This is a genomic window from Desulfocapsa sulfexigens DSM 10523, from assembly GCF_000341395.1.
Lineage (GTDB): Bacteria > Desulfobacterota > Desulfobulbia > Desulfobulbales > Desulfocapsaceae > Desulfocapsa > Desulfocapsa sulfexigens.
The window spans coordinates 1,381,359-1,404,443 of sequence record NC_020304.1; the positions used below are offsets into that span (position 1 = coordinate 1,381,359).

Annotated in this window: 18 protein-coding genes, 1 other RNA gene and 1 pseudogene; 5 read left to right on the plus strand and 15 right to left on the minus strand. The window is 46.4% G+C overall.

The window, feature by feature from the left end; genetic code table 11:
* Window positions 1-6: 6 nt before the first annotated feature.
* The 5 genes from UWK_RS06125 to UWK_RS06150 all read right to left on the minus strand — a co-directional run bounded on the left by UWK_RS06125 (window position 7) and on the right by UWK_RS06150 (window position 5,024).
* The gene (locus UWK_RS06125) at window positions 7-1,476 is read right to left on the minus strand and encodes a hypothetical protein (RefSeq protein WP_153304837.1); all 1,470 of its coding nucleotides are present in this window, start codon (window positions 1,474-1,476) and stop codon (window positions 7-9) included.
* A gap of 13 nt (window positions 1,477-1,489) precedes the next feature.
* Window positions 1,490-2,629 carry an IS4 family transposase gene (locus tag UWK_RS06135; protein WP_015403490.1) on the minus strand — a complete coding sequence of 380 codons (1,140 nt, stop codon included), beginning with the start codon at window positions 2,627-2,629 and terminating at the stop codon, window positions 1,490-1,492.
* A 308-nt stretch (window positions 2,630-2,937) separates the two neighbouring features.
* Window positions 2,938-3,918: a nucleotidyl transferase AbiEii/AbiGii toxin family protein gene (locus tag UWK_RS06140; RefSeq protein ID WP_015403491.1), complete on the minus strand. Its 981-nt coding sequence runs from the start codon at window positions 3,916-3,918 to the stop codon at window positions 2,938-2,940.
* Window positions 3,915-4,640 carry a DUF6088 family protein gene (locus UWK_RS06145; protein WP_015403492.1) on the minus strand — a complete coding sequence of 242 codons (726 nt, stop codon included), beginning with the start codon at window positions 4,638-4,640 and terminating at the stop codon, window positions 3,915-3,917. Before UWK_RS06145 ends, UWK_RS06140 begins: the two co-directional genes overlap by 4 nt.
* A 93-nt stretch (window positions 4,641-4,733) precedes the next feature.
* Window positions 4,734-5,024 carry a hypothetical protein gene (locus UWK_RS06150; protein WP_041916336.1) on the minus strand — a complete coding sequence of 97 codons (291 nt, stop codon included), beginning with the start codon at window positions 5,022-5,024 and terminating at the stop codon, window positions 4,734-4,736.
* Between the two features lie 106 nt (window positions 5,025-5,130).
* Here UWK_RS06150 and istA point away from each other — a divergent pair, with 106 nt between their 5' ends.
* Window positions 5,131-6,684 (plus strand): IS21 family transposase, encoded by a 1,554-nt coding sequence (gene istA / locus UWK_RS06155; protein ID WP_015402933.1) that lies wholly within the window; start codon window positions 5,131-5,133, stop codon window positions 6,682-6,684.
* Between the two features lie 20 nt (window positions 6,685-6,704).
* On the plus strand, window positions 6,705-7,442 hold the full coding sequence (gene istB, locus UWK_RS06160; RefSeq protein ID WP_015402932.1) for an IS21-like element helper ATPase IstB: 738 nt from the start codon (window positions 6,705-6,707) through the stop codon (window positions 7,440-7,442).
* 131 nt (window positions 7,443-7,573) lie between these two features.
* Here istB and UWK_RS06165 read toward each other — a convergent pair whose 3' ends face one another.
* The 5 genes and pseudogenes from UWK_RS06165 to UWK_RS06175 form a co-directional block, all read right to left on the minus strand.
* On the minus strand, window positions 7,574-8,449 hold the full coding sequence (locus UWK_RS06165; RefSeq protein ID WP_041916337.1) for a phage integrase SAM-like domain-containing protein: 876 nt from the start codon (window positions 8,447-8,449) through the stop codon (window positions 7,574-7,576).
* Window positions 8,450-8,641 (minus strand): annotated as a pseudogene (locus UWK_RS20130) (DUF6538 domain-containing protein); the annotation flags it as partial. It abuts the gene before it with no gap.
* 99 nt (window positions 8,642-8,740) lie between these two features.
* Window positions 8,741-9,101, minus strand: a transfer-messenger RNA (tmRNA) gene (gene ssrA, locus UWK_RS18925).
* A 39-nt stretch (window positions 9,102-9,140) separates the two neighbouring features.
* On the minus strand, window positions 9,141-9,626 hold the full coding sequence (gene smpB / locus UWK_RS06170; RefSeq protein WP_015403495.1) for an SsrA-binding protein SmpB: 486 nt from the start codon (window positions 9,624-9,626) through the stop codon (window positions 9,141-9,143).
* Window positions 9,627-9,637: 11 nt separating this feature from the next.
* On the minus strand, window positions 9,638-11,437 hold the full coding sequence (locus UWK_RS06175) for a GspE/PulE family protein (RefSeq protein ID WP_015403496.1): 1,800 nt from the start codon (window positions 11,435-11,437) through the stop codon (window positions 9,638-9,640).
* A gap of 375 nt (window positions 11,438-11,812) precedes the next feature.
* Between UWK_RS06175 and purL the strand changes: the two genes are divergently transcribed.
* Together purL and UWK_RS06185 are read left to right on the plus strand one after the other, a co-directional pair.
* On the plus strand, window positions 11,813-15,616 hold the full coding sequence (gene purL, locus UWK_RS06180) for a phosphoribosylformylglycinamidine synthase (RefSeq protein WP_015403497.1): 3,804 nt from the start codon (window positions 11,813-11,815) through the stop codon (window positions 15,614-15,616).
* Between the two features lie 40 nt (window positions 15,617-15,656).
* A complete protein-coding gene (locus tag UWK_RS06185; protein WP_015403498.1) occupies window positions 15,657-16,532 on the plus strand; it encodes a DUF808 domain-containing protein in 876 nt (291 codons plus the stop codon).
* 42 nt (window positions 16,533-16,574) lie between these two features.
* On the opposite strand, the gene UWK_RS06190 is transcribed toward UWK_RS06185, so the two are convergent.
* From UWK_RS06190 to UWK_RS06205, 4 genes are all read right to left on the minus strand, one after another.
* The gene (locus tag UWK_RS06190) at window positions 16,575-16,772 is read right to left on the minus strand and encodes a hypothetical protein (RefSeq protein WP_015403499.1); all 198 of its coding nucleotides are present in this window, start codon (window positions 16,770-16,772) and stop codon (window positions 16,575-16,577) included.
* A 111-nt stretch (window positions 16,773-16,883) separates the two neighbouring features.
* Window positions 16,884-18,353: a flavin monoamine oxidase family protein gene (locus UWK_RS06195; RefSeq protein ID WP_015403500.1), complete on the minus strand. Its 1,470-nt coding sequence runs from the start codon at window positions 18,351-18,353 to the stop codon at window positions 16,884-16,886.
* 39 nt (window positions 18,354-18,392) lie between these two features.
* The gene (locus UWK_RS06200; RefSeq protein WP_015403501.1) at window positions 18,393-19,946 is read right to left on the minus strand and encodes a sensor domain-containing diguanylate cyclase; all 1,554 of its coding nucleotides are present in this window, start codon (window positions 19,944-19,946) and stop codon (window positions 18,393-18,395) included.
* 44 nt (window positions 19,947-19,990) lie between these two features.
* Window positions 19,991-20,857: a deoxyribonuclease IV gene (locus UWK_RS06205; RefSeq protein ID WP_015403502.1), complete on the minus strand. Its 867-nt coding sequence runs from the start codon at window positions 20,855-20,857 to the stop codon at window positions 19,991-19,993.
* 110 nt (window positions 20,858-20,967) lie between these two features.
* On the opposite strand from UWK_RS06205, the gene UWK_RS06210 reads away from it, so the two are divergent.
* Complete coding sequence (locus tag UWK_RS06210) at window positions 20,968-21,195, plus strand: hypothetical protein (RefSeq protein WP_153304838.1); 228 nt, start codon at window positions 20,968-20,970, stop codon at window positions 21,193-21,195.
* A 4-nt stretch (window positions 21,196-21,199) separates the two neighbouring features.
* On the opposite strand, the gene UWK_RS06215 is transcribed toward UWK_RS06210, so the two are convergent.
* On the minus strand, window positions 21,200-23,029 hold the full coding sequence (locus UWK_RS06215) for a M48 family metallopeptidase (protein ID WP_015403504.1): 1,830 nt from the start codon (window positions 23,027-23,029) through the stop codon (window positions 21,200-21,202).
* Window positions 23,030-23,085: the final 56 nt, after the last annotated feature.

Below are 23,085 nucleotides of genomic sequence, written 5' to 3' on the forward strand. Positions count from 1 at the left end.
GGTGAGTTAGGTGATTTTTTTAAGAATATCGGAAAGTTCTTGAAGATCGTTAGTCCAGAAATCCAATATAGCCTCAGCCATCCTGATATCACCATCTGGATCCGAATCGGTAACCATCCATGACTTGATTCTCTGTGCTTTTTCCTTTGGTCCCGCCCATGTAAGAGGGAAACGATTCTCACCGGTTTTTAGGCCTTCTATCATAAGCTGAGAAAGAGCACTGAGCCAATGACCTGAGTCCTGCTGAAACTCTTGGAACCTTCCAATGTATGAAACATTAAAAAAAGCTGTCATGAGCTCAAGAGAGTGTATAGCCTTGAACAGGTCTACCTGCGTACCATCCGGTAATGAAATAACCGGATCCATACCGTATATCTCATCCAATTGAAGATACACCTGAATAGCCTTGATGTGCGCCAAGCGATTGGACATTTCATTTTCAGGCAATCCAGATGGTTGACTCGGCAAATCAGAATTGAAATATTGGATTACTGCCCTGTTGAACCAATAACGATGCAGTGCTGATAATTTTCTGCCATTGAAATCCCATTCTGACTCCTCAGGTATTTCAATAGGGTATAGCGTTAAATGCTCGCCATCAAATTTATAGCGGTAATCATCGTCCAGACAAAACTCAAAAATTGTCAGGTGCAATAAATCATTACGCTTTATTACAGCAGCGACTAGCTTACTGAACACCTCAAGGTTCTTGAGGCTTAAAGAGGGAGATCCTTCTCCAGGTAACAACATTGGTATTAAATGGCACTTGAGAGATTTTGCCAAAAATCTTTCATTAAGCTTTAGATCATTCTCACCTCTTGATTTCAGCTTCCACATCAAGAGTTCACTCAAAGCATCCCAAGCGCTTTGATGCAGTTCAATCCATTCGTCGTCGATCATTGATAAATGGAATCTTTCAGGTACGAGATTCTGGAAGGTGAATAGACTTGCGTACAAAAGATATTCGAATATTGTCAAATCATCCAGTTGCCTCTGAAGACCAGCGATAGTTTTGTCACATGAGTACAGTTCAGTATGTAACCGTTGACAAACGATCAGAAAATCTAGGAAATCTTTATTTCCGTTGTTTGGCAATGACAAGATTTGCTTCCATGGCGGTGAATCAGGTTGAAGAAAAATTTGAGAATATCTCACACCTCGCTTCAGCGTTTCTGGAGCTTTGAGGAGTAAATCTTTAAATAGTGTTGCGTCTTCAAGGCCGTAATGGAGGGAGCGTCCTAATGCAAATGCGACAACATCTGATGAATAAAAGGCATCAGGTAGAGTTCGCCAAAAATGACATTGCCAGAGTGCAGATGATCGAACTTGAGGGGTGTATCCTTTTTTTACCGGTTTTTCGTCAAGGTAGAGGTGGGCACATGAGTCTACAGCCTGCTCCAAAGAATTGCGGGATTTTAGAGTCTCTTCAAAATGTTTCTGATAGGCCTGCCGGCAAAGCTCAGCCTCATTATTCAAAATCAGTGCTGTCTCATAGTTGACTCCACAATAAAAGCTGTGGAGAAACAGGTTGCTGTTTGTCTGGCGGCCTAAAAAGATCAGTCAGTGCGCGTCGTTCAAACAGGTTAAGTTGTAAAACTCTTAGTATTTGCTGCATGGATGCACCCAATTTGGCTTTGAAATTGAGATATGCAATCAGCAGGTAGACACACAATGCTATCCAGACTTGGGTAAGTACCGCGTTTCTTGATGTACCCAAGAATGTTTTTATTTTGAGGTTTTGCTTGATCCATTTGAAGAATTGTTCGATCTGCCACCGCTCTTTGTAGATTGCCGCAATTTCAGCAGCTTTTAGATGGTGAGCATTTGTGACAAAACGGTATTCTTGACCAGTTTCCAGATCAGTATAAGCAACAAGCCGAAGTGGACCTTTAATACCCTTGAGTTTGATTTGCTGATCGTTAGTAACACCAGGACTTTTTCTACCAGCTCGCTTAAGGAGGTATTCAACATCAGCATTGCTTTTTAATCGAGTAACGAAGAAGATCCCGTCTTTCATGAGAGAGGAATACCAGCCATAATCTGTAAATCCTCGGTCAAAGACAGCGAATGACCCTTTGGGAAGTTTGAGTGTTTCTTTTGCCCAATTGATTTCGTGGACTTTGCCATCGGTCATGTCCATAAAGGTAGGGAGATAGCCGTCTGAATCTATGCCCATATGGAGTTTGATAGCACCTTTTCTTTTACGGAATTTGGCCCAGGGGAAGACAGAAAGGCAAAGATCAATAGTTGTTGTATCAAGTAGGTACAGCTTGTTTTTGAAAGAAAACTTATGACCTGGTGTCACTAGTTGGCACTTTTCCAACAGATCAAAGAAGACAGTTTCGAAAAGAGATGCAGGCTGTTTCTCATTCACTCGTGCCAGCGTGGCCCGTGAGGTCTGTTTCATGCCGAGATGATATAAGCGACGTTGCTGTGCCTTCAAATTATCGGTGATATCACGAAGACTTTTTCTACCAGAAAGTTGTCCTATCAGCATTGCCATGAACTGGCTCCAGCGGTTATAGGACCTGAATTTCTGGCCTGAATGATGAGATTCAGCATGCTTGTCAAAATCATGTCTATTGATAAGTGAAGTAATTTGACTAAGAATTGTGTTATAATATGCCATGGCTCGGATCTCCTTGTGTTTAATGGCTTTTTGGTCGAATTCATTATAACACAAAGGGCTCTCCGAGCCTCTTTTTATTGACTAACTATGAGACAGCACTGATTCAAAATCATTAAAATGTGGCCGCTCCAGGCTTACTCACCAGTAACTCGATTTCTTAATATATTTTTTACAGTAGGCCATCTCTCATACCGCCATTTTCTCTTTTGACACTTGGGATCTGTACCTGCTCCACTTTTCAATAATTCTGACTTTAACGTTAAGGCTACAAAATCGGCCGAACTATCACATAACATGCGGAGATAAAGTCAGTTAACAACGACCTGCCAGTCAACCATTGCCAGTCTTTCTCGAATTTGCGCAAGGGTTGCCAACAGTTCTTGCTCATCAGGTAAATTACCATAAACCAGTCCACTAAAATCATTTGTATATGTCGACTTAAGTTGTTGCCAGCAACCTTCAACATCCATAAAAATCAAAGCTTCTGCTGGGTGATGGACCAACCACTCGTTATTGTTTCTAAAGCTCACGACATCATCTTGCGCGACCTTACAGATAAATTGCTCAAATTCACTCGAATTGAAAAATGTTTTCAGTTCACCATCCCTGAGCATCCTATGCAAGTCATAAATATGGCGAATCTTCATTCTCAAGTCATCTATGGGATTCGCACTGTAGGAAAATCGAACCAAACTCATTATTTTCTCACACAGCGTCCTCGTCAACTCAAGGGCATATACTTGAAAGGGTAATAAGGCATATTCAGCAGCCATATCTTCCTGGCCGCGCTCAACCATCATATCGTAAATATATGAAGATACCCGCCGAGGGCTATAAGGCTCATAATAACCAAACCATGTGGCTTCAACTACAATCACATCCCTGACTTGACCAAAAATACCCGGGCAGGTTACAGGATAACGGTGAGCAGTCTTACGATTCATACCCATTTTTCTTGTCAAACCTTCCAGCTCAACTTCAGGCAACAAGAGATTCACGACCTGGCCAATCTTCCTTATCTTTTTTTTCAGTTGGTTGTCAGTTTCTTCTTCGTCATGCTTAACCACTAAATCAATATCTTCTGAAAAACGTTCAATAATGCCAAAACATTTCGAGAGAGCAGTCCCACCTTTAAAGACAGTATGCTCCCCAATAGAATCCTGAAAAACAGCACGTAAAACGTATGTCACCCAGTAATCTTTCTCGATAAATATCTCTGGAATACTCAACATTTCAGACGTTGCAGTTACTGCCTGTCGGAAAAGACGTTTGTCTTCATGCAGTCTCATTTGATACACCACTCAGACGCTGAAGAAAACACACCAGAAACCCCTGGAATTTTATAGATTGTGATGGGATTTAACGATTTCCTTAGCTTCTCTGTAAGTCTCACTTTGCCCAAACTATCCAAGATAACTCCAAGTAAAGCTCTCGTTGAGGGGGGATATTTTAATGCCAGCCGAACCAATACCTCCAACTCTTTTTCAGATAACTTTGACATTAAGCTCTGTATAACCTTACAGCTCCGATCTGTTTTCGAGTCAGGTATTTTTTTTATAAACCGCAAGACATCAAGCAGCTGCAGGAGGGGGATATTTTCTCTCGTGATTGTATTTTTCTGTTTAACAAAAGAAATACTATATTTCCCACGCTTCATTGAGGAACGAACCTCGTTCTTGCCAATCTGGATGGTATTGCTCACCTGAGTTGTCAAACCCAATGTGTTATAAATACTAAGACCAGTCAGATAACCTTCCACTCGCCCATCACGTTCAAGCAAATCCTTGACTACTTGATATTGGTTAGGTGGAAGCTCACCAAAAGGAGATTGTTCTGGCTTATAATATTTACCCTTAGCAAGTTTTGCGATTTCTCCAGACGCAGCAAGTCTATTCAAAGCTTTAATCAAGCCCTCCTTGCTCTCTACCATGTCGACAAAATCGATAAAGGTAAAGACATAACCTTTGGCGAATCTAGCCACCTTAGACCTTATGATGTCAGATATATTCATAATAAAAAGAATAGCACCACAAATGATTAATGTCCAGTTTTTATCGCTAAAAACTGGACGGTTGGATGGTGATTAGTTGGTGTAGGTGAATTGTTACACCATTGTTACACCAAACAAAACAAGATCATTTTCCTCCGCATTGGTGGCAAGTGGTAGGCGATTAGCCGGGGGCAAAGGCTCATAGAAATTAAGAAACTTATAAAAGACATGACATTCAATCTGAAACGGCGATGCCCAGCCTTCGGATGGTGGCATTTTGACATGACGGCATAACACAATACCGTCAAATGTTAATAACTGCATATTCCAGACGATTCCGGCCACCGATTCCAGAGTAAACCGGCCACTCATTCCACGTGATTCCGGCCACCGATTCCATTTCATTCCGGCCAGTGATTCCAGAGGAATCCGGTCACCCCAAATAGGGAGTAGCGACGCATAGAACCAACTGGTAGAGAGTGCCTTTTTGAATAAAATTCAAGGAGGGCTCATGCCGAAGAAGAGGTTATCTATGCGAAAAATTAGAGAGGTACTACGACTCAAGTATGAACTTGGGCACAGTAACCGTGAAATTTCCCGTAGCTGCGGTATTGGCAGCAGCACGGTAAGTGACTATTTACAACGAACCAAAAGAGCAGATCTGGGTTGGCCCCTTCCTGACGACCTAAGCGACAGCAGCCTTGAACAAACCCTTTTCCCTCCACCGCCTCCACCGGGGACAAGCCGGCTAATTCCAGATTTCTCTGAGATCCACAAAGAGCTCCAATCCAAACGAGGGGTTACCCTGAACCTGCTGTGGCAGGAATACAAAGAGCAGCATCCTGACGGCTACCAGTACAGCTGGTTCTGCCATAGTTACCGGGATTGGGCCGGCAAGCTTGATCTGGTCATGCGCCATGAACACCGAGCCGGTGAGAAACTGTTTGTCGACTACGCAGGCCAAACCGTCGATGTCGTTGACCAACACACCGGAGAAATCACAAAGGCTCAGGTCTTTGTTGCGGTCCTTGGTGCCAGCAACTACACCTATGCTGAGGCCACTCCCAGCCAGAAGATTGAGGATTGGATCGGTTCACATGTCCGTACATTTGCTTTCCTGGGTGGGGTTCCGGAAGTTGTCGTTCCAGATAACCTGAAAAGTGGCGTCACAAAAGCCTGCCGTTACGAACCTGACCTTAATCCCACTTATCATGATCTGGCCCGACATTATCAAACCGTGGTGCTGCCTGCAAGGGTTAGAAAACCAAGGGACAAGGCCAAGGCTGAGGCCGGTGTATTGCTGGTGGAACGCTGGATTCTGGCAAAACTCCGTAAACATACTTTCTTCAACATTGACGATCTCAATCGCGAAATAGGCAAACTCCTTGAGCAACTGAACAACAAGCCTTTCAAGAAGTTATCCGGCAGCCGTAAAAGTCGCTTTGAAGAACTGGACAAACCTGCCCTGAAACAACTTCCAGCCAGCCCTTATGAATTATCCTACTGGAAAAAGGCCACTGTACATATCGACTATCATGTGGAGGTCGAGGGACATTACTATTCCGTTCCATATAACCTGGTCAAAAAACAGATTGAGGTGCGCTATACCAAAAGCACGGTTGAGTGTTACTTTCGTGGTAAACGGGTGGCCAGTCACATCCGGGAGAATCAACGAGGGCACCACACTACCGTCAAAGAGCATATGCCTGTCAACCACCGAAAGTACATGGAGTGGAATCCGGACAGGTTCAAGCGCTGGGCTGCCAAGGTCGGGCCGGAGACACTCTGCCTCACAGAGACGCTTCTTGTAAAAAGAGCTCACCCACAACAGGCCTATCGCACTTTGCTGGGCATTCTCCGTCTTGGCAAAGCCTATGGAGATTCACGCCTTGAGGCAGCATGCCATCGGGCCCTGCATATCAACGCCCTTTCTTACCGCTCAGTGGAATCCATACTCAAAAGCGGCCTTGATCAGAAGCCACTACCGAAGCCGGCTACAGAGGACAAGCCGGTTAATCACGCAAATATCCGTGGCTCTCAGTATTATTCTCCCTCAACCCACTAAAACAAAAAGGAAACGATAAAATGCTTCTGCATCCAACACTTGAAAAACTCACAACTCTTCGATTCACCGGCATGGCCGCAGCACTCCAGGAACAGATGGACATGGACACTGCAGATAACCTGGGTTTCGAAGAACGCCTCGGTCTGTTACTTGACCGCGAGCAGGCGGTCAGGGAAACCAGAAAACTTCAGACCAGACTCAGAAAGGCAAAGCTGCGGCAGGATGGCTCAATCGAGGATGTAGACTTCCGTCATCCGCGTGGTCTGGATAGGTCACTGGTAACCAGGCTGGCTGACTGCAACTGGATAAAGGAACATACCAATCTGCTTATTACCGGCCCCACTGGAGTCGGCAAATCCTATCTTGCCTGTGCCTTGGCCCAAAAGGCATGCAGAGAAGGCTATAGTGCTCTCTATCTCCGTCTGAGTAAACTCTTTGAAGATCTGGCTCTTGCCAAGGGGGATGGCCGTTATCTGAAGTTACTGACTGTCTATTCAAAAACAGATCTATTGGTACTTGATGACTATGGACTGGCCACACTCAACCAGGAGCAACGCCATGATTTACTAGAAATACTGGAAGACAGACACGGCCTCAAATCTACCTTGGTAACCAGTCAATTACCGGTAGAGCACTGGCATGAGCGGATCGGAGATCCGACTTTAGCCGACGCCATTCTTGACCGTCTGGTACATGCCGCTCACAAAATCAAACTGAAAGGAGAATCTATGAGAAAAAAGAAAGCACGCTTGACGTGAGAGCAACACACAGAGTAAGAAGGAAATATTCGCGTCGCTACGCTCCGACACCCTGGCCGGAATCCTCTGGACTGGGTGGCCGCTTTGCCGTGGAATTACTGGCCGGAATCAAGTGGACTGGGTGGCCGGATTCACTGGAATACGCACTTATGCTTGCCTTCCATGTATTCCTTTGAGCCAAATAGGTTCTGGAGGTCTTCATTTGTATACTCTTGCCGCTCCTGATCCGCTCTTTTTTGACTTTTTATCTGGAGCCCTTCTGCTGGATTGTATTGCATGTGTCCATTACGAACAGCGTAGTTAAACAATCCGCTCAATCGTCTGATATATTTATTGATGGTATTAACAGTAAGAGTCTTCTCAGGCCGAGAATCAATGATCTCTGCGACAGTTTTTCCTTCGTATCTCGACCCCTTGTTCAGGTTTGGTGGCAATTGCATAAGTATGGATTTATATTCTGTCATTACCTTTCTATCAATTTGCTCCACAGGCAAATCACCCACAATTCTCATAAACAAGGTAAAAATTGTAAGGTTCTCAGCTTTTGTCTTTTCTGTCCAGTTACCTCCCTTTTCCACTTCAAGTATATAGCTCTCCTCAACTTCAGAAAAAGCACTATATTTTGTAGCGTTTAGATTAATGGAACTGCCTTGGAGAATGTTGCGAGGTTTTTTAAATGAAGATGTTAATCCTTCGTCTATCAGTTCACAGCAAGCTATTTCACCTCCCACAAGGAGCTTCACTTTTCGCAGGATATTTTGAATATTGTCCTTTGGTGAATGGCTGTTTGAATCAAAATGCTCCATGGAATCCAAAAGTTGAGTCACAAGCATCAGAATTTCATTATCTTCAGAGACCTCTTCCTTATTGGCAACTTTGGTACCTACGGTTTTAGAAGGATGGAACCTGCAATATTCATCCTTTGCCAAGGTATCGCCAATATACTCTTTTACCAAATGCTGAATTTTTTCCTTTGTGAAATTAATGACATTGGTACGAATATTCATGAATAGCTGGCGTAGATAGGTAGCAATACAGTTTGCTCGATGCTTAGCTATTCTCGAAATCCCAGTACGAAGGGAATATCTGAACTCACCTTTACCGACAACTACTCTTAAATCATTTGGTATACGTATTCTGAAAATGTAACCAGAAGGACTCTGATACATGTACGTTGGACTAGAAACAGAAAAACCCATCTTTATAACCTCTCGTTCATTACCTTGTGGATAATGTGAGTGGATAAAGATAGGTTTCAATGCCCTGAAATCATATTTTACATAATGATTTCAATACTTTGGTGGAGGCGGCGGGAGTCGAACCCGCGTCCAAAAATGCTCCCCTCTCGTATCTACATGCTTAGTCCCGGGCTTTAAGTTTCATGTCAGGGGCCCCGCCGGAACCAGAGTACACTGACACTATTCTGCTAAATCTTATTCTTATGCCGGCAGACGCAGTAAAAGAACCAGCCCGTTGAGTCGGCGCTCCGGTCCAGCCTTACGGGCGAAGGCTGGGGGAACGGCACAGCAGTCTAAGCTGCCAGTGCGTAGTTATAATCGTCGGCGATTATAATTAAAGTACCATCGGTTTTACGAGCAGACAGAAAGCTCGGCATGCAACGTAAAGCTTACACATCCCTGTCGAATCCGTTTCGCCCCCATATTTCTGTTAAATTTTGTGTGGTTATATTAAATTGACTCAGCCAATCTTGCCATGGCGCATTTCGCGTTGAAGCTCACGGTTGCTCTGTTGTTCTTTAAGAGAGGCCCGTTTGTCGTACTGCTTCTTTCCACGTGCAAGACCAAGTTCTATCTTCGCTTTGCCATTCCCTACAAAGTATATCTTCAAAGGAACCAGCGCAAGGCCCTTTTCTTTTAATTTTCCAATTAGTTTGCGCAGCTCCCGTTTATGAAGCAGGAGTTTTCGTACCCGCATGGGTTCGTTCGGGTTGTGGGTGGCAAAGCTGTACATGGAAATGTGAACGTTGTGCAGATAGAGTTCGCCCCGAGAATCAATCTGGGCATAGCCATCGCGCAAATTGGCCTTACCGGCCCGCAGTGATTTCACTTCGGGGCCATTCAACACCATACCGGCTTCGTACCTGTCATCGATATGATAGTCGTGAAAGGCCTTTTTGTTTTTGCAGACAATTTTGACTGCTCTGTCTGTACCCTTATTTCCCATTTCGGTTTTCTTTAGTCGGCGGTTACCCGCATCGCTTCTTCATAAGTAGTAATTCCTGCCTTTACCTTTTCCCACGCGTCCTCACGTAGAGTAGTCATTCCTTCGCGGATTGCAAGTTGTCTTATTTCCTCTGCGCTATTTCCGGCACTGACCATCTTTTTCATCTGCTCTGAGAGTGGGAAAATCTCAAAAATACCACATCTGCCCTTGTAGCCGGTTCCTCTGCATATTCGGCACCCTTTTCCCCGTGAAAGGGTGTAGGTCTCTTTTTCTGCCACGGGAAAGCCAAGTCGGATGAGTTCTGAGCCTTTCATTTCAAAAGATTCTGAGCAATGGGAACATATGGTTCGCACCAGTCGTTGGGCAAGAGCTCCAAGCAGCGTTGAGGAAATCAGAAATGGCTCGAGGCCCAGGTCTCTCAGTCTCACAATAGATGAAACCGCATCATTGGTATGCAGGGTAGAGAAGACCAGGTGGCCGGTCATGGCAGCCTGGACTGCATGGGATGCGGTGACAAAATCACGGATTTCACCGATCATGATGACGTCGGGATCCTGGCGGAGAATATTTCTAAGAATTGTTGAAAAGGTGACATCGATAAGAGGTTGTACGGAGATCTGATTGAATGCTTCGTAGACCATTTCCACCGGGTCTTCCACTGTGATGATGTTTCTTTCCGGGGTGGCAATTTTCTCGAGAGTGGAATAGAGGGTGGTGGATTTTCCAGATCCCGTGGGACCGGTTACCAGAACGATTCCGTGTGGCGACTGGATAAAAGAGTTGTAGACCATGTGATCTCTTTTTGAAAAACCAAGTTTGTCCAGGTCCTGGAAGATCACATCCGGGTCAAGAATACGCATGACCACTTTTTCCCCAAAGGCTACAGGAACTGTGGAAACACGAACTTCTGCCTCCTTGCCGCCACTGAGGGAAAGCTTGATGCGTCCATCCTGTGGGCGTCGTTTTTCGGCAATATCAAGGCGAGCCAAAGATTTAATACGGGCAACAATTGCGGAATGAACAGCCTTGGGCAGATTATAGATGGTGTGGAGTGTGCCGTCTATCCGGAAACGGATCATGCATTTGTCGCGCTTAGGTTCCACATGGATATCACTGGCATTTTGATCAAGGGCGTAATTGAAGAGGTGGTTCACTGCCGACTTGATGTGTTGATCAGATGAGGATATTTCCTTCGTTGAGGATATTTTTACAAATTGCTCAAGGTTGCCTATATCGACTGAGCCGCCAACTCCCGGGCCTTTGAACTGATCTTCGGCGGCACTGATAGAGCGCTGAAAACCAAAAAATTCGGAAAGGATTTTTATAATATCGGATTTTGGGGTGATATAGGCCTTAATTTTTACCTGATTTGCCTGTTCGATATCTTTTAAAACTGTCTGGTTATCAGGGTGATAGACGGCAACTTCGAGAATTCCATTCTGGAAGTTGAAGGGCAATAGCAGATGGCTGATGGCAAAGTTTTTCGGTATACTTTTGGTGACTACTTCCATGTCGAGATCAAGCGGATCCAGTTTCTTAAAAGGGAGACCACAGGATTGACTGACTGCCAGCATTATGCTTTCTTCATCAAGAGGGGTATCTTTTTTCCCCCCTGCATCCAGCTTCAGGGAGATGATAATATCAACGAGATCTGGAAAGTTCCGGTCAAAGGTTTTGTCAGCACCGAATTGTTTCAGGAGTTTTTGGCGCTGTTTCCCCTTCTCAAGGGTGATGAATTGCCGCTGTTTTTTTGTGATGAGACCCTTTTTGCTGAGGATATCCAGCAAAGTGTCGCTGTTGAGAAGTGCCATGTAATGCTCACGGATAGAGTATTGTTCTAAAAATGGTAAACCTTAAGTAAGACGATGCCCAGTTCAGTATCTCCTTGGGGGAGGGAAATGCCTCGGGTAAATTGTTTTCTTTCGGGAGAACCCGGAAACAAATTGAGGCATGCCAGGGGAGATTACATCTATACTTCCTGTATTCTGTTCTTTTTTCTACACTTTATCAAGAAGAAAACCTCACGAAGCTAAGCCACTGTCACGCTCCTCCAATTCCGGGTCTGGATGAAATTACCGATGCATCGGAAACTGTTATCGTTGAACTCTGATAGCTATCTGGTATAAACTGCGTTATGTGTAGTTTCAAACTCAATATGAACACTAATTATATTTCGGGAACCAGCTATGTCATCCATTGTCAGCCAGTTATATCGTAAGACCAGCGAGAACAGAGAGTACTGTTTTAATGTTGAATCCAGTCGTCCTCTGACCCCGGAGGAACAGAGTCGTCTGCGATTGATTCTGGCCGATGGTTTTCTGGAAAATTCAGTCACGACGGATCCTCTGCTTGCGGGGGACAGGGTGGTGGAGATGGGTCCAAGGCTCAATTTTGCCACGGCCTGGTCTTCTAATATGGTCTCGATCTGTAAGGCCACCGGACTTGAATGTGTGTCGAGGGTCGAGCGTTCCCGCAGATATCTGGTGGACAGTTCGCAGGATCTTCAGGAATTTGTACGGGACAATCATGATCGGATGACAGAGTGCCCCTATCCGGAAGCTCTTTCCACCTTCGAGACAGGGATTCAGCCGGAAGCTGTCTATGATGTCGATATGAAGGGAGGTGGTCCTGACGCCCTTCTTGATATTCCGGGTATTTCCATGGACGAGCGGGACCGGAATTTTTATTACGATTATTTTGTGAACAAGCATGACCGTAATCCCACCATTGTAGAGATTATGGATCTGAATAATGCCAACTCCGAGCATTCACGGCACGGTTTTTTCCGCGGCCGTCAGGTGATTGATGGTGAGGAACAGAAAGAAAACCTCTTTGAGCTGGTTATTGAAACATTAAAGCAGAACCCCAAGGGCAGTCTGGTTGCTTTCAAGGATAATTCAAGTGTGGTCTCGGGACATGATATCCATACCATTATGCCAGAGACCCCCGGTGTTCCCTGTGCCTTAAAGGAAAGTGATGTGACATACCATGTGTTGCTGACCGCCGAGACCCACAACTTTCCTACGGGTGTTGCACCATTTCCCGGAGCTGAAACAGGAACGGGTGGCCGTATTCGTGACGTCCAGGGAACGGGAAAAGGTGGTTTTGTCATTGCCGGAACCACCGGCTACTGTGTGGCAAACCTTCATATCCCCGGTTACACCCTTCCATGGGAAAACAGCTACCAGTGTCCTGAGAATCTGGCATCGGCGCTGGATATTGAAATAGAGGCGAGTAATGGTGCCTCCGATTACGGGAATAAATTTGGTGAACCCATGATTCAGGGGTTTACCCGTTCCTTTGATCTGCGCCTTGAAAATGGCGAACGTTGGGGATTTTTAAAACCCATTATGTTCACCGGTGGTATCGGCCAGATTGATGCCCGGCACACGGAAAAGGATAAGGAACTGAAGGGTATGAAGATCGTTCAGGTGGGCGGTCCAGCCTACCGGGTCGGTTTTGGCGGCGGCGCTGCCTCGTCCATGCTCCAGGGCGAAAATGCCTCTGAGCTTGATTTTAATGCCGTGCAGCGCGGTGATGCTGAGATGGAACAGAAGATGAACCGTGTCATCCGTGCCTGTAACGAGATGGGTGATAAAACCATTATCGATGTTATCCATGATCAGGGCGCTGGCGGGCCTGCCAATGTGTTGAAAGAGCTTGTTGAGCATTCCGGCGGCTATATCGAGATCCGCAAAATGCGGGTGGGTGATCCCACCATGTCGGTACTGGAAATCTATGTGGCGGAGTATCAGGAACGAAACGGTTTTTTGATCAGTCCTGAGAATATTGACCGGTTTCAGGCAATATGTGAACGGGAAAAGGTGGGCTGTGAGGTGCTTGGTGAAGTGACCGGCGACCTGCAGTTTGTGGTTCATGATGAGCTTGATGGTTCTACTCCTGTGGATATAGACCTTTCGGAACTGCTTGGTGATATCCCGGTCAAGACCTTTGAGGACAGTCGTTCCCGGCCACAGTTGAAGCCTTTGGATCTGCCCGGTGATTTGACCGTAGGTGCTGCACTGCACGATGTACTGCGCCTGGTTTCCGTCGGCTCCAAACGCTTTCTGACCAATAAGGTTGACAGGGCTGTTACCGGGCTTATTGCCAGGCAGCAGTGCTGCGGGCCGCTGCAGCTTACGGTGAGTGATGTGGCAGTGGTTGCCCAGTCTCATTTCAGTTTGAGTGGTGGCGCCACAGCCATCGGGGAGCAGCCCATCAAGATGCTGGTCGATCCTGCAAAGGGTGCCCGGATGGCCGTTGGGGAATCTCTTACCAACCTTGTCTGGGCAAAGATTGATGATCTGGAACAGGTAAAGTGTTCGGCCAACTGGATGTGGGCTCCGAAACTGCCGGGAGAAGGAGCTGCACTCTATGATGCCGCCAAGGGTATGTGTGATGCCATGATAGCCGTGGGTATGGCTGTGGACGGTGGCAAGGACAGCCTTTCAATGGCTACAATGGTCGGGGATGAGACTGTTAAATCGCCCCGGGAACTTGTGATTTCTGCCTATGCGGCCATGAGCGATATTACCGCCGTTGTGACACCGGATCTTAAACGGGCCGGTGCCTCGTCACTGCTCTTTATCGATCTTGGCAATGGGAAAAACAGGCTGGGTGGTTCGGCTCTGGCCCAGACCAGGTCACTTCTCGGGAATGATTGCCCCGATATGGAAGATCCAGCTGCTGTGAAAAATGCATTTCTTGCAGTGCAGGATGCAATTGGGAAAGGTCTGCTTACGGCAGGACACGACAGGAGTGATGGTGGTCTGGTGACAACTGTTCTTGAAATGGCTTTCTCTGGAAACTGTGGTCTGGATATTGATCTGCAATCAACTGATTCTCCTCTGGCAACCCTGTTCTCCGAAGAATTGGGGCTGGTCCTCGAATGTGGTGATGAGACGCTGAACGATCTGCAACAGGTCCTTGCCGGGTATGATGTCGATTCCGTTGTTCTTGGACGGAGCGTCAAGGAGAAGCAGATTACGATCCGTATAAACGGAGAAATTGTTCTCGATGAAGATATGCGCAAGCTTCGGGAAAACTGGGAAGAGACAAGCTATCAGCTTGAACGCCTCCAGATTGTACCGGACTGTGCAGATCAGGAGAAGAAAAATTGTTACGATCGTAAGGGACCTGCCTATCATCTGAGCTTTACGCCCGAGCCTGCACCGGCCGAGCTTCTAGCAAAAACGGACAAACCAAAAGTTGCCATCCTGCGTGACGAGGGTTCCAACTCCGATCGTGAAATGAGTTCGGCGTTTTACGCTGCAGGTTTTGAGCCCTGGGACATCACCATGAGTGATCTTCTTGCGGGCCGGATAACTCTGGATGGTTTCAGGGGTATTGCTGCAGTGGGCGGCTTTTCCTATGCCGATGTGCCGGAATCAGCCAAGGGCTGGGCTGCCACCATTCGTTTTAACGATACTCTGAAAAAGATGTTCCGGGAATTCTACGAGCGTCCTGATACCTTCAGCCTTGGTATATGCAATGGCTGTCAGCTCTTTGGTCTGCTTGGTCTGGTTCCATGGCAGGATATTGAAGCGGAAAAACAGCCCCGTTTTATCCATAATCTCTCGGGCCGTTTTGAGTCTCGCTGGTCTACGGTAAAGGTTGAAAAAAGTCCTGCACTTATGTTGAAAGGTATGGAAGGGCTGGTCTTTGGTATTCATGTGGATCATGGAGAAGGGCATCTTACATTTCCAGATTCGGCAGTAAAAGAGCGGGTTCTTGCAGAAAATCTGGCCCCCATTTGCTATGTGGATGATGATGGAAACGCCACTGAATCCTATCCTTTTAATCCAAACGGCTCGCCAGGTGGACTGGCTGGTCTTTGTTCACCAGATGGCCGTCATCTCGCCATGATGCCTCATCCGGAACGTGTTTTCCTGGCCTGGCAGGCACATTATCTTCCCGAAGATATGAAGGGGTTGAAGGTGACTCCCTGGATGCAGATGTTCCGCAATGCTTACGAGTGGTGCCAAAACTAGAATTACAGCAGTAAATTACGTGTTACAGGCAGGGTAAAATATGGCAACAGGGTTTTTTGCAGTATTTGATGATATCGCAACGCTTTTAGATGATGCCGCAGCAATGACAAAGATTGCTACGAAGAAAACGGCGGGAATTCTGGGTGACGATCTCGCAGTGAATGCAGAAAAGGCTTCGGGGTTTGTTGCCTCACGCGAGATTCCCGTCTTGTGGGCTATTGCCAAAGGGTCTTTTTTAAACAAACTGATGATCCTGCCTTTTGCGTTTTTATTAAGTGCGTTTTTGCCATGGAGCATTGTACCGATCTTAATGATTGGAGGAATATATCTGGCATTTGAAGGTGCTGAGAAGATATACGAGTATTTTTTTCCACATTCTCACAAGAAGACAACGGAGATACAGCAGAACCTGACCAGAGAACAGATTCTCAGTATAGAAAAAAAGAAGATCAAGTCGGCAATTATTACTGACTTTATACTTTCAATTGAAATCATAGTTATTGCCCTGGGAACCGTGGTGGACAAGAGTATTCCTGTGCAAATTGTGGCAGTGTCAATTGTTGCAATGCTTGCCACCGTTGGTGTATATGGAGTTGTTGCCCTTATCGTCCGCTTGGATGATGTTGGTTTCAAACTTATTGAAATAGCAGGTGACAGTCAAAAATTACTGAGTAAGGCAGGAGAATTACTTGTTCAGGCGTTACCTATAGTTATCCGCACATTGACCGTCGTTGGCACCCTGGCTATGCTTCTCGTTGCCGGTGGTATTTTTATGCACAATGTGCATCAGATTCATGATGCATTACACACTCTTCCCAGCATTTTAGGTGAGTTGCTTACAGGTGCCGTTGTTGGAGTCATGGCACTTCTGGTGGAAAAGAGCTTTATGAGAATTTTTCGCCCGCGCCTCATATAATCAGACATTCGATGATTAAGAAAACCTGATTACCACTAATCCTCAGCCTACCCACCTGAGGAGGAGTTTTTTCGTGTTGATTATATGGGCATCTGCGGCCTGGACGGCCGCAGCAGAGCCCCCAGGGATGGGTTTATGGCGTCCCATATAATCGATACGGAACAGCTCCGGGTTGCAAAGCTGAGTTTCGATGGTAATCAGGTAAGAAAAAGAGCAACTATTCAGCTGTCGTCTTTCCATTTCAAGATACCTCTCTCGATGTAGCAAACACCTGGCTGTTCCATGTATCGTTTCAGTGGTTGGTCTGTAGGTCTTTGAGCATTGTGTGCAGACACAGATTATGGAGTACCTTCAATCCTCCAACCATTCTTTTACCTTTTCTGCGGCAAGCTGTCCTGAGGCAGCGGCGGCCTCAAAGGTGGGATAGATGAGATAGTCACCCGCAAGGAAAAGCCCCTCTCCGGTAGCTTTATCAAGATCAATCATCCGCCGATAACTTCCTGGAACCATAACCGGCAGGCCATAACGATATCTGGTTATCTCGTGACCGATAACTTTGGTAGAGGAGCCCGGCAATACCATGTCAAGGGCTGTATATATTCTTGCCAGCAGCTCATGGTCATCCAAATCGATCACTGTTTTGTCCTGAAAGGAAGAAGGTGGTGCATAGACCAATGTTACCCAATGGCTAAGCGTCGTGAAATCACTATTTTCTTTAAAGTGGCTGGCCACCCAGGTAGAGTCATAGATGTCAGTAAAAATCTGGTCATCCTCTATTGCCAGATTGAAACCTTTGGTAAAAATCGGATGGTTACTGAAAAGTGCCACGGTGCTATACGGCGCATACTGCACAGAACCAAGCAATCGTTGCTGTTCCTTGCTGAGCACAGCTGCTCCTATTGTAAGTGCCACGGGCGCCGGGGTGGCAATGATGACTGCATCCGCCCAGAGAATGTACTGCTTTTGATTATCTTTAATGCAGGTGACTTTGAATTCCTCGTCAACTTTTGTGATTGCTGTAACCTTTGTTCCGGTCTGTATTGAATCTGCCATGTGCCGCGCCAAGGCCTGTGGAATTGCCGCTATTCCATTGTCAAAGGTGTACATTTCTGTAGCGCCGCTTGTACCGGAGAGCTCCTCGGCAAGGTCACTGACGTTTTCAATCCCTTTGAAATCCTCAAAATCAAATGCCAATTCTGGTAATACCGAAAGAGCGGAGATTTCATCAAGATTTGCCCCAAACAGCCCTCTTGCGGTGACATTAAATAATTCGTGAAAAATTGACGGATAATTGTTTTCGGTAAACCACTGCTTTGCAGAAATAGTGTCAAGTCGAGCAAGTTCTCCCTTCAAAGTCAATTCAGGGATTTCATCATACGAATCGTAGAGATCTGTAAGGTGACCGACAAAACGATTGAGGGTATTGAGGTTACTTTGATTGATCAGCAGACGGGCCTTGCCAAGCTCATCATAATAAAATTTACCCTGGTGATACGTAACGTCGGCAGGAGCAGGTACTTCACGCAGAACCAAACCGAGTTCCTCGATCATTTCTTCCAGAGGCTCTTCCGGCTTGCCAAGATATTCAGCACCTCGGGCAAAGGAGATTGTTTTATATTGGCCGGAAGAAGCGCGACCCCCAACCTGATCCTGCATTTCGAGGAGTAGTACATCGAAATCATCGAGGTAATACGCGGCGGTAAGGCCGGCAATGCCGCCACCAACGATGATGACATCGTAGGATTTCGGCATGGCTTCCTCTGCGCAGACACGCCAGCCACTCGATGCAAAAAGAAGAAGAAAAATTAGTACTGTACGCATTATGGTGCACCTCGCCAAGCAATGGTTACTGTTAGAATGTCAATCCTTTTCGGTAGAGTGGATGGGCATCCGAGTAGGGCAAAGAGTTATGTTTGTTCTATCCTCGAGGTCTTGGGCGAATATTGCCCTGTTGCGCCCCTCTTCTTTGGCGTGATACATTGTTGTGTCTACTATAGCCATGATTTTTTCAGCGGTATCGCCGTGGGCTGGTGCAGTTGCAATCCCAAGGCTCACTCCAACCTGGGCAAAGCCCTCAGTTCCGACATCAACAGGCTTTCCAATCTCCTCGATAATCATGTTTGCCATATCCTCAACTGCTGAGCGAGTGACATTCTCAAGAAGAATGACAAATTCATCGCCTCCTATCCGGCAGACCAATCCAGCTTCCCCAACGACAGAAATAAGACGTTGGGCAACCACTTTGATTACTGTATCACCGGCTCCATGACCCAGGGTATCGTTGACTTGTTTGAATTTGTCGAGATCGCATTGAATAAGGGTAAAAGGGACAGAAGGCAGTTTTTCAAGGGCGACAGTCAGGGCGCGATTGTATTTCAGGCGGTTGCCTAGGCCGGACAGAGTGTCATGCATTGCAAGATGTAGGTTTTGTCTTTCACTTTTTGCAAGAGAAACTGTGAGTCTGCTGATTTTCCAGGCAATAATAAAGGCCACTATGCCGAGAATTGTGCCAAGCAGGATAATGACCGGAATGACCGTGTTCCAGATATGTCGTCCGGGCAGATGGCCTTGCCAGGAAAAAACACCGAGCGCTTTGCCGTTTGGCGAAATGATGGTGTACTGATTAACTGAATCGTGACTGAGGTGTTCGCGTTCAAACTGCATATCCAGAAAGGCGAGCTGATCATTAAGTTCATTAACCAATTCTGATTCAATAAACTGTGCAGATATAAGCACTACTGGATTCCCATCTGGCAGAACAAATGTGCCTTCGTCGGGCACTATAGCCATGGCATGAATAAGTGCCACATTACCATCGAGGTCGACAAATCCATGGATGGGATGTTCGAACTCCTTTCCAAACGGAACAGGTTGCTGACCATATCCTTCCGATAGGTTGATTCGGTTCCGGAAATACTGGTTTCGGGCGAGTTCAACAAAGCGGTAAAGAGGACTTTCTTTACTCAACATTCCGGTATTAAATGAAACGTCTGCCTCATGGGAATCGGCCAGGATGTTGTTATTCGGTCCTATCAGCAGATTTTTATCCAGACCGAAATCAAACCAAAGTGAGTCTATGAATTCGTCCACAATAAAATCTTCGTCAAATCGCAGACTGATTCTGTGTACAGATGTATCCCAACGGGCAAGGCTGAGTTGATCCCTTGCCATGAGCATAAATTTGCCCTTGAGAGCAGTTTCCAGTAGCAACTGCTGATTGGTGACGGCCTGAGTGTCAGCTGCTTTGGAGGCGAAGCGGCCAATAAAAATCAGAGAGGCAGATGCGAGAACGATAAGAAGGGTAGCAAGCAAAAAGGCAAGACGGGCAATATTAATTTTTGACGATAAGTCAGTTGTGTCGCCATATCGCCTGAGAGTTGCCCTATGGTCAACTTTTTTCTCTATTTCGGTCATGAGAAGTCCATTCAGAAGGATAGGTTCGGTCAGGATTTTAGCAGCTATAGCTGAATATTGTCCCTATGGGAAAGAAGTCCCCGTAAGACAGCGAGATTGTCCCGATCCTCCTGCAGATCTTTTCCCTTCGGTGTTTCAAGTGTCATTGGGTGGTCTGCAAAGCGAGGATCGTTTAGAAGGTTACGAAATCCATCGAGGCCAATTTCGCCCTGACCAATGTGTTCGTGGCGGTCCACGTTACAGCCAAGGCTCTTTTTTGAGTCGTTGAGATGAAAAAAACGGATCTGTTCTATTCCTACAAATTTGTCAAATTCAGCCATACATGCCTGGTAGCTTTTCGGGCTGCGAATATCATATCCGGCAGCAAATATGTGACAGGTATCCATGCAGACCCCGAGTTTGTTCCTGTATTTCGAGCCTTCGATGATCGCCCCTAATTCTTCAAAACGACTCCCCAGGCCTGTGCCCTGACCAGCGGTGGTTTCCAGGAGGACCGTTACCTGATTGTCGGCACGTTCGAAGGCCAGATCAAGATTTTTTATAAACCTGGCGATACCGGTATCCACCCCGTCACCACCATGGGATCCGGGATGCATAACAACCAGAGGGATGTTCAGTACCTCGCAGCGTTTCAGTTCATCTGAAAAGGCTATGATGGATTTTTGGGCAAGATCGGGTTTTCCCGAGGCCAGATTCACCAGGTAGGAGGCATGGGAGGCAACGGGCATGTCTGGACATTCCTCCCAGGCAGCGGCAAAAAGTTGTTGTTCCTCTTCCGTCACCGGCTTGGGGGTCCACTGGCGCTGGTTACGGGTGAAGATCTGCAGGGCAGATCCGCCCACCGCACGTATTCGATCAAAAGCAAGGTGTACTCCGCCTGCTACTGATTCATGGGCTCCAAGTAATGGCATGAAAGGTGTGTCCTTTTTTGAATATTGATGTTTTGAGAAGCAATGCTATAATAGTGGCATTCATTACTATAATTCATTTTTCAATGGTAGGGAAAATAATGAGTCAGGGAATGACAGTTCAACAGTCAGCAGCAGCTCCGTCCATGGATCGGGTAAATGTAAAATCCCAGCATCAGAATACCCCAACCGATGAGGCCGCATCTCGAAGGGCTGAAAAACGGGCTAATGCCGAACAAGCAGATGCAAAGGCAAGTCAGGTTGCCAAAAAAGTATTGAAAATTGAGACCGTTGTCGACAAGGCGATGAAAGATGTAGGCCGCATTGATATCTACGCCTGATTACCTACTGTCCATCCTTTTCCATAATCGTTGATTCGTAGCTTCTACTGGTGAATTTCAGAATCTGTTCCCGATAATATGTCCCCTCTTCAGGGTCGGCAAACATTGCCTGCCTCTCCGTTGCTACGGCTTTTTCAATAAAACCATTTGCCCAGTAGGCCGTGGCCAGGGTGTCCAGAACATATCCGGCGGGTATTTGTACAGCCGCAAGGCGGGCCAGGTCGAGGGCTCGTGCTGGGTCTCTGAGTGATGAGTCATCGCTCGTCAAGAGCAGCCAGGCCAGGTTGTTAAGCAGCTTGGGGTTTGATGGTTCAAGGGTAAGGGCTTTGTCGTAGGCCGCAATAGCCTTTTTCTCCATTTTTTTATGCTGCATCAGATCAGCTGCGATACCAAGCCACAGCGCCTTATCTGGTTCCCGTATAAGTTTCTGATCAAGAATAAATTCCGTATATTTTTCTTCGTAGAGCTGTTTCCAGGTCTCGGTTGGTATAAATCTCTGACTCGATGCCGCTGTTATGATCACTATGATATAAACAAGAAGACTGAGTAAAACTTTACGGTTGTGACGTTTGATCCAGGATCTGTCCTCCTCACATCGTTGCAGGTAATCCACCCGTTGACCAATTCCAAAATGATGCCAGCTCGGCAGGTCTCTGATATTTCCTGAAAGCACTGCGATCTTTTCAAAGGCTGAGATTATGGAGTCACTGCTGCCAATGGCTTTAAAGACGTGAAGATCAGCCTGACGTTCAAAATTTCTGACAAAGTAGCCGAATAAAAAGCGGAAATAGAGAACCATTAGCCCGAGAACGGTGATTGCCATAAGTACCGTAAGCATGTTTTCTGCAGTGAGCCCTGTGAGCTCAAGCAGTGTATAGAAGCTGCTTCGGGAAAGAAGGAAGAAGGTGAAGGGCTCAAGAACAAATCCTGCAAGTATTGAAAATCCTGAAATAATGAGAAGATAAAGCAGCATATGCTTCTTCTTGATATGGCCTATCTCATGGGCCATTACGGCGTCCAGTTCATTGAGAGAAAGGTTGTTAAGAAGCGCCGGGGTAATCATGACATAGCGGAGACCAGGAATGATACCCATGACTCCGGCGGTGATGACCCTGCCTTCAAAGAGGGGCCAGATAAAGATCTTTGCCGAGAAACGCTGTTTTCTGAAAAAGGCCTGAAGGTGGTCAAGTAATTCTCCCTGTGGGAATGGCGTGCAACCCCAGAGCCTCCTGACCAGAGGGGGAAAGAAGATCAGGATCAGGAGCAGAAACAGAATAAAAGAAGTGTACTCACCCGCTTCCGAATGGAGAAAGGTCTTCAGTCCAGGAAAAGGAAGCAGGGCCAGCAGGTCATAGGAGAGTGAAAGCACAATCCAGGGCAGGACAATGGGCAGGTTCGCCTTGGTATTGTAAAGAAGGAATGCTCTGGTACTGTAACTGCGGCTGAATATCACCTGGTAAGCCGGTTTTGCATGCCGCCACATGAGTAGCAGAAAGAGGAAAAAGAAAGCCAGTCCACCGATATTAACAAATGAGGGAAAGTTTCCGCCAAGGTCGAGTGGGCTGAGGTAGTAGTGGATGTCACAGGAAAAAAGAACAGCAGAGTAGAATATCAGTGCCAGCAGTGAAAGCCGCTTTTCAGCGTCAAAGTAAGCTCCGGAGCCGTTTCGGTTCACTCTTGAGTAAAGCCGTTTTGCCAAACGGTCAAAGAGGAAGAGCAGGACAGAGAAGAGTGCCAGGGATGCGGGAAGTGGAAAGAGAGGCTTCTCAGTCCCACCGGTCATGGTAAAGAGAAAGATGGCTACAAGAAAGAAAAGGAGATTGTTATATATCATGGGGGTTCTTATATCTCGTATTTGCTGCTCTTTCAATCAGGTTTTAGTGGAAGGAA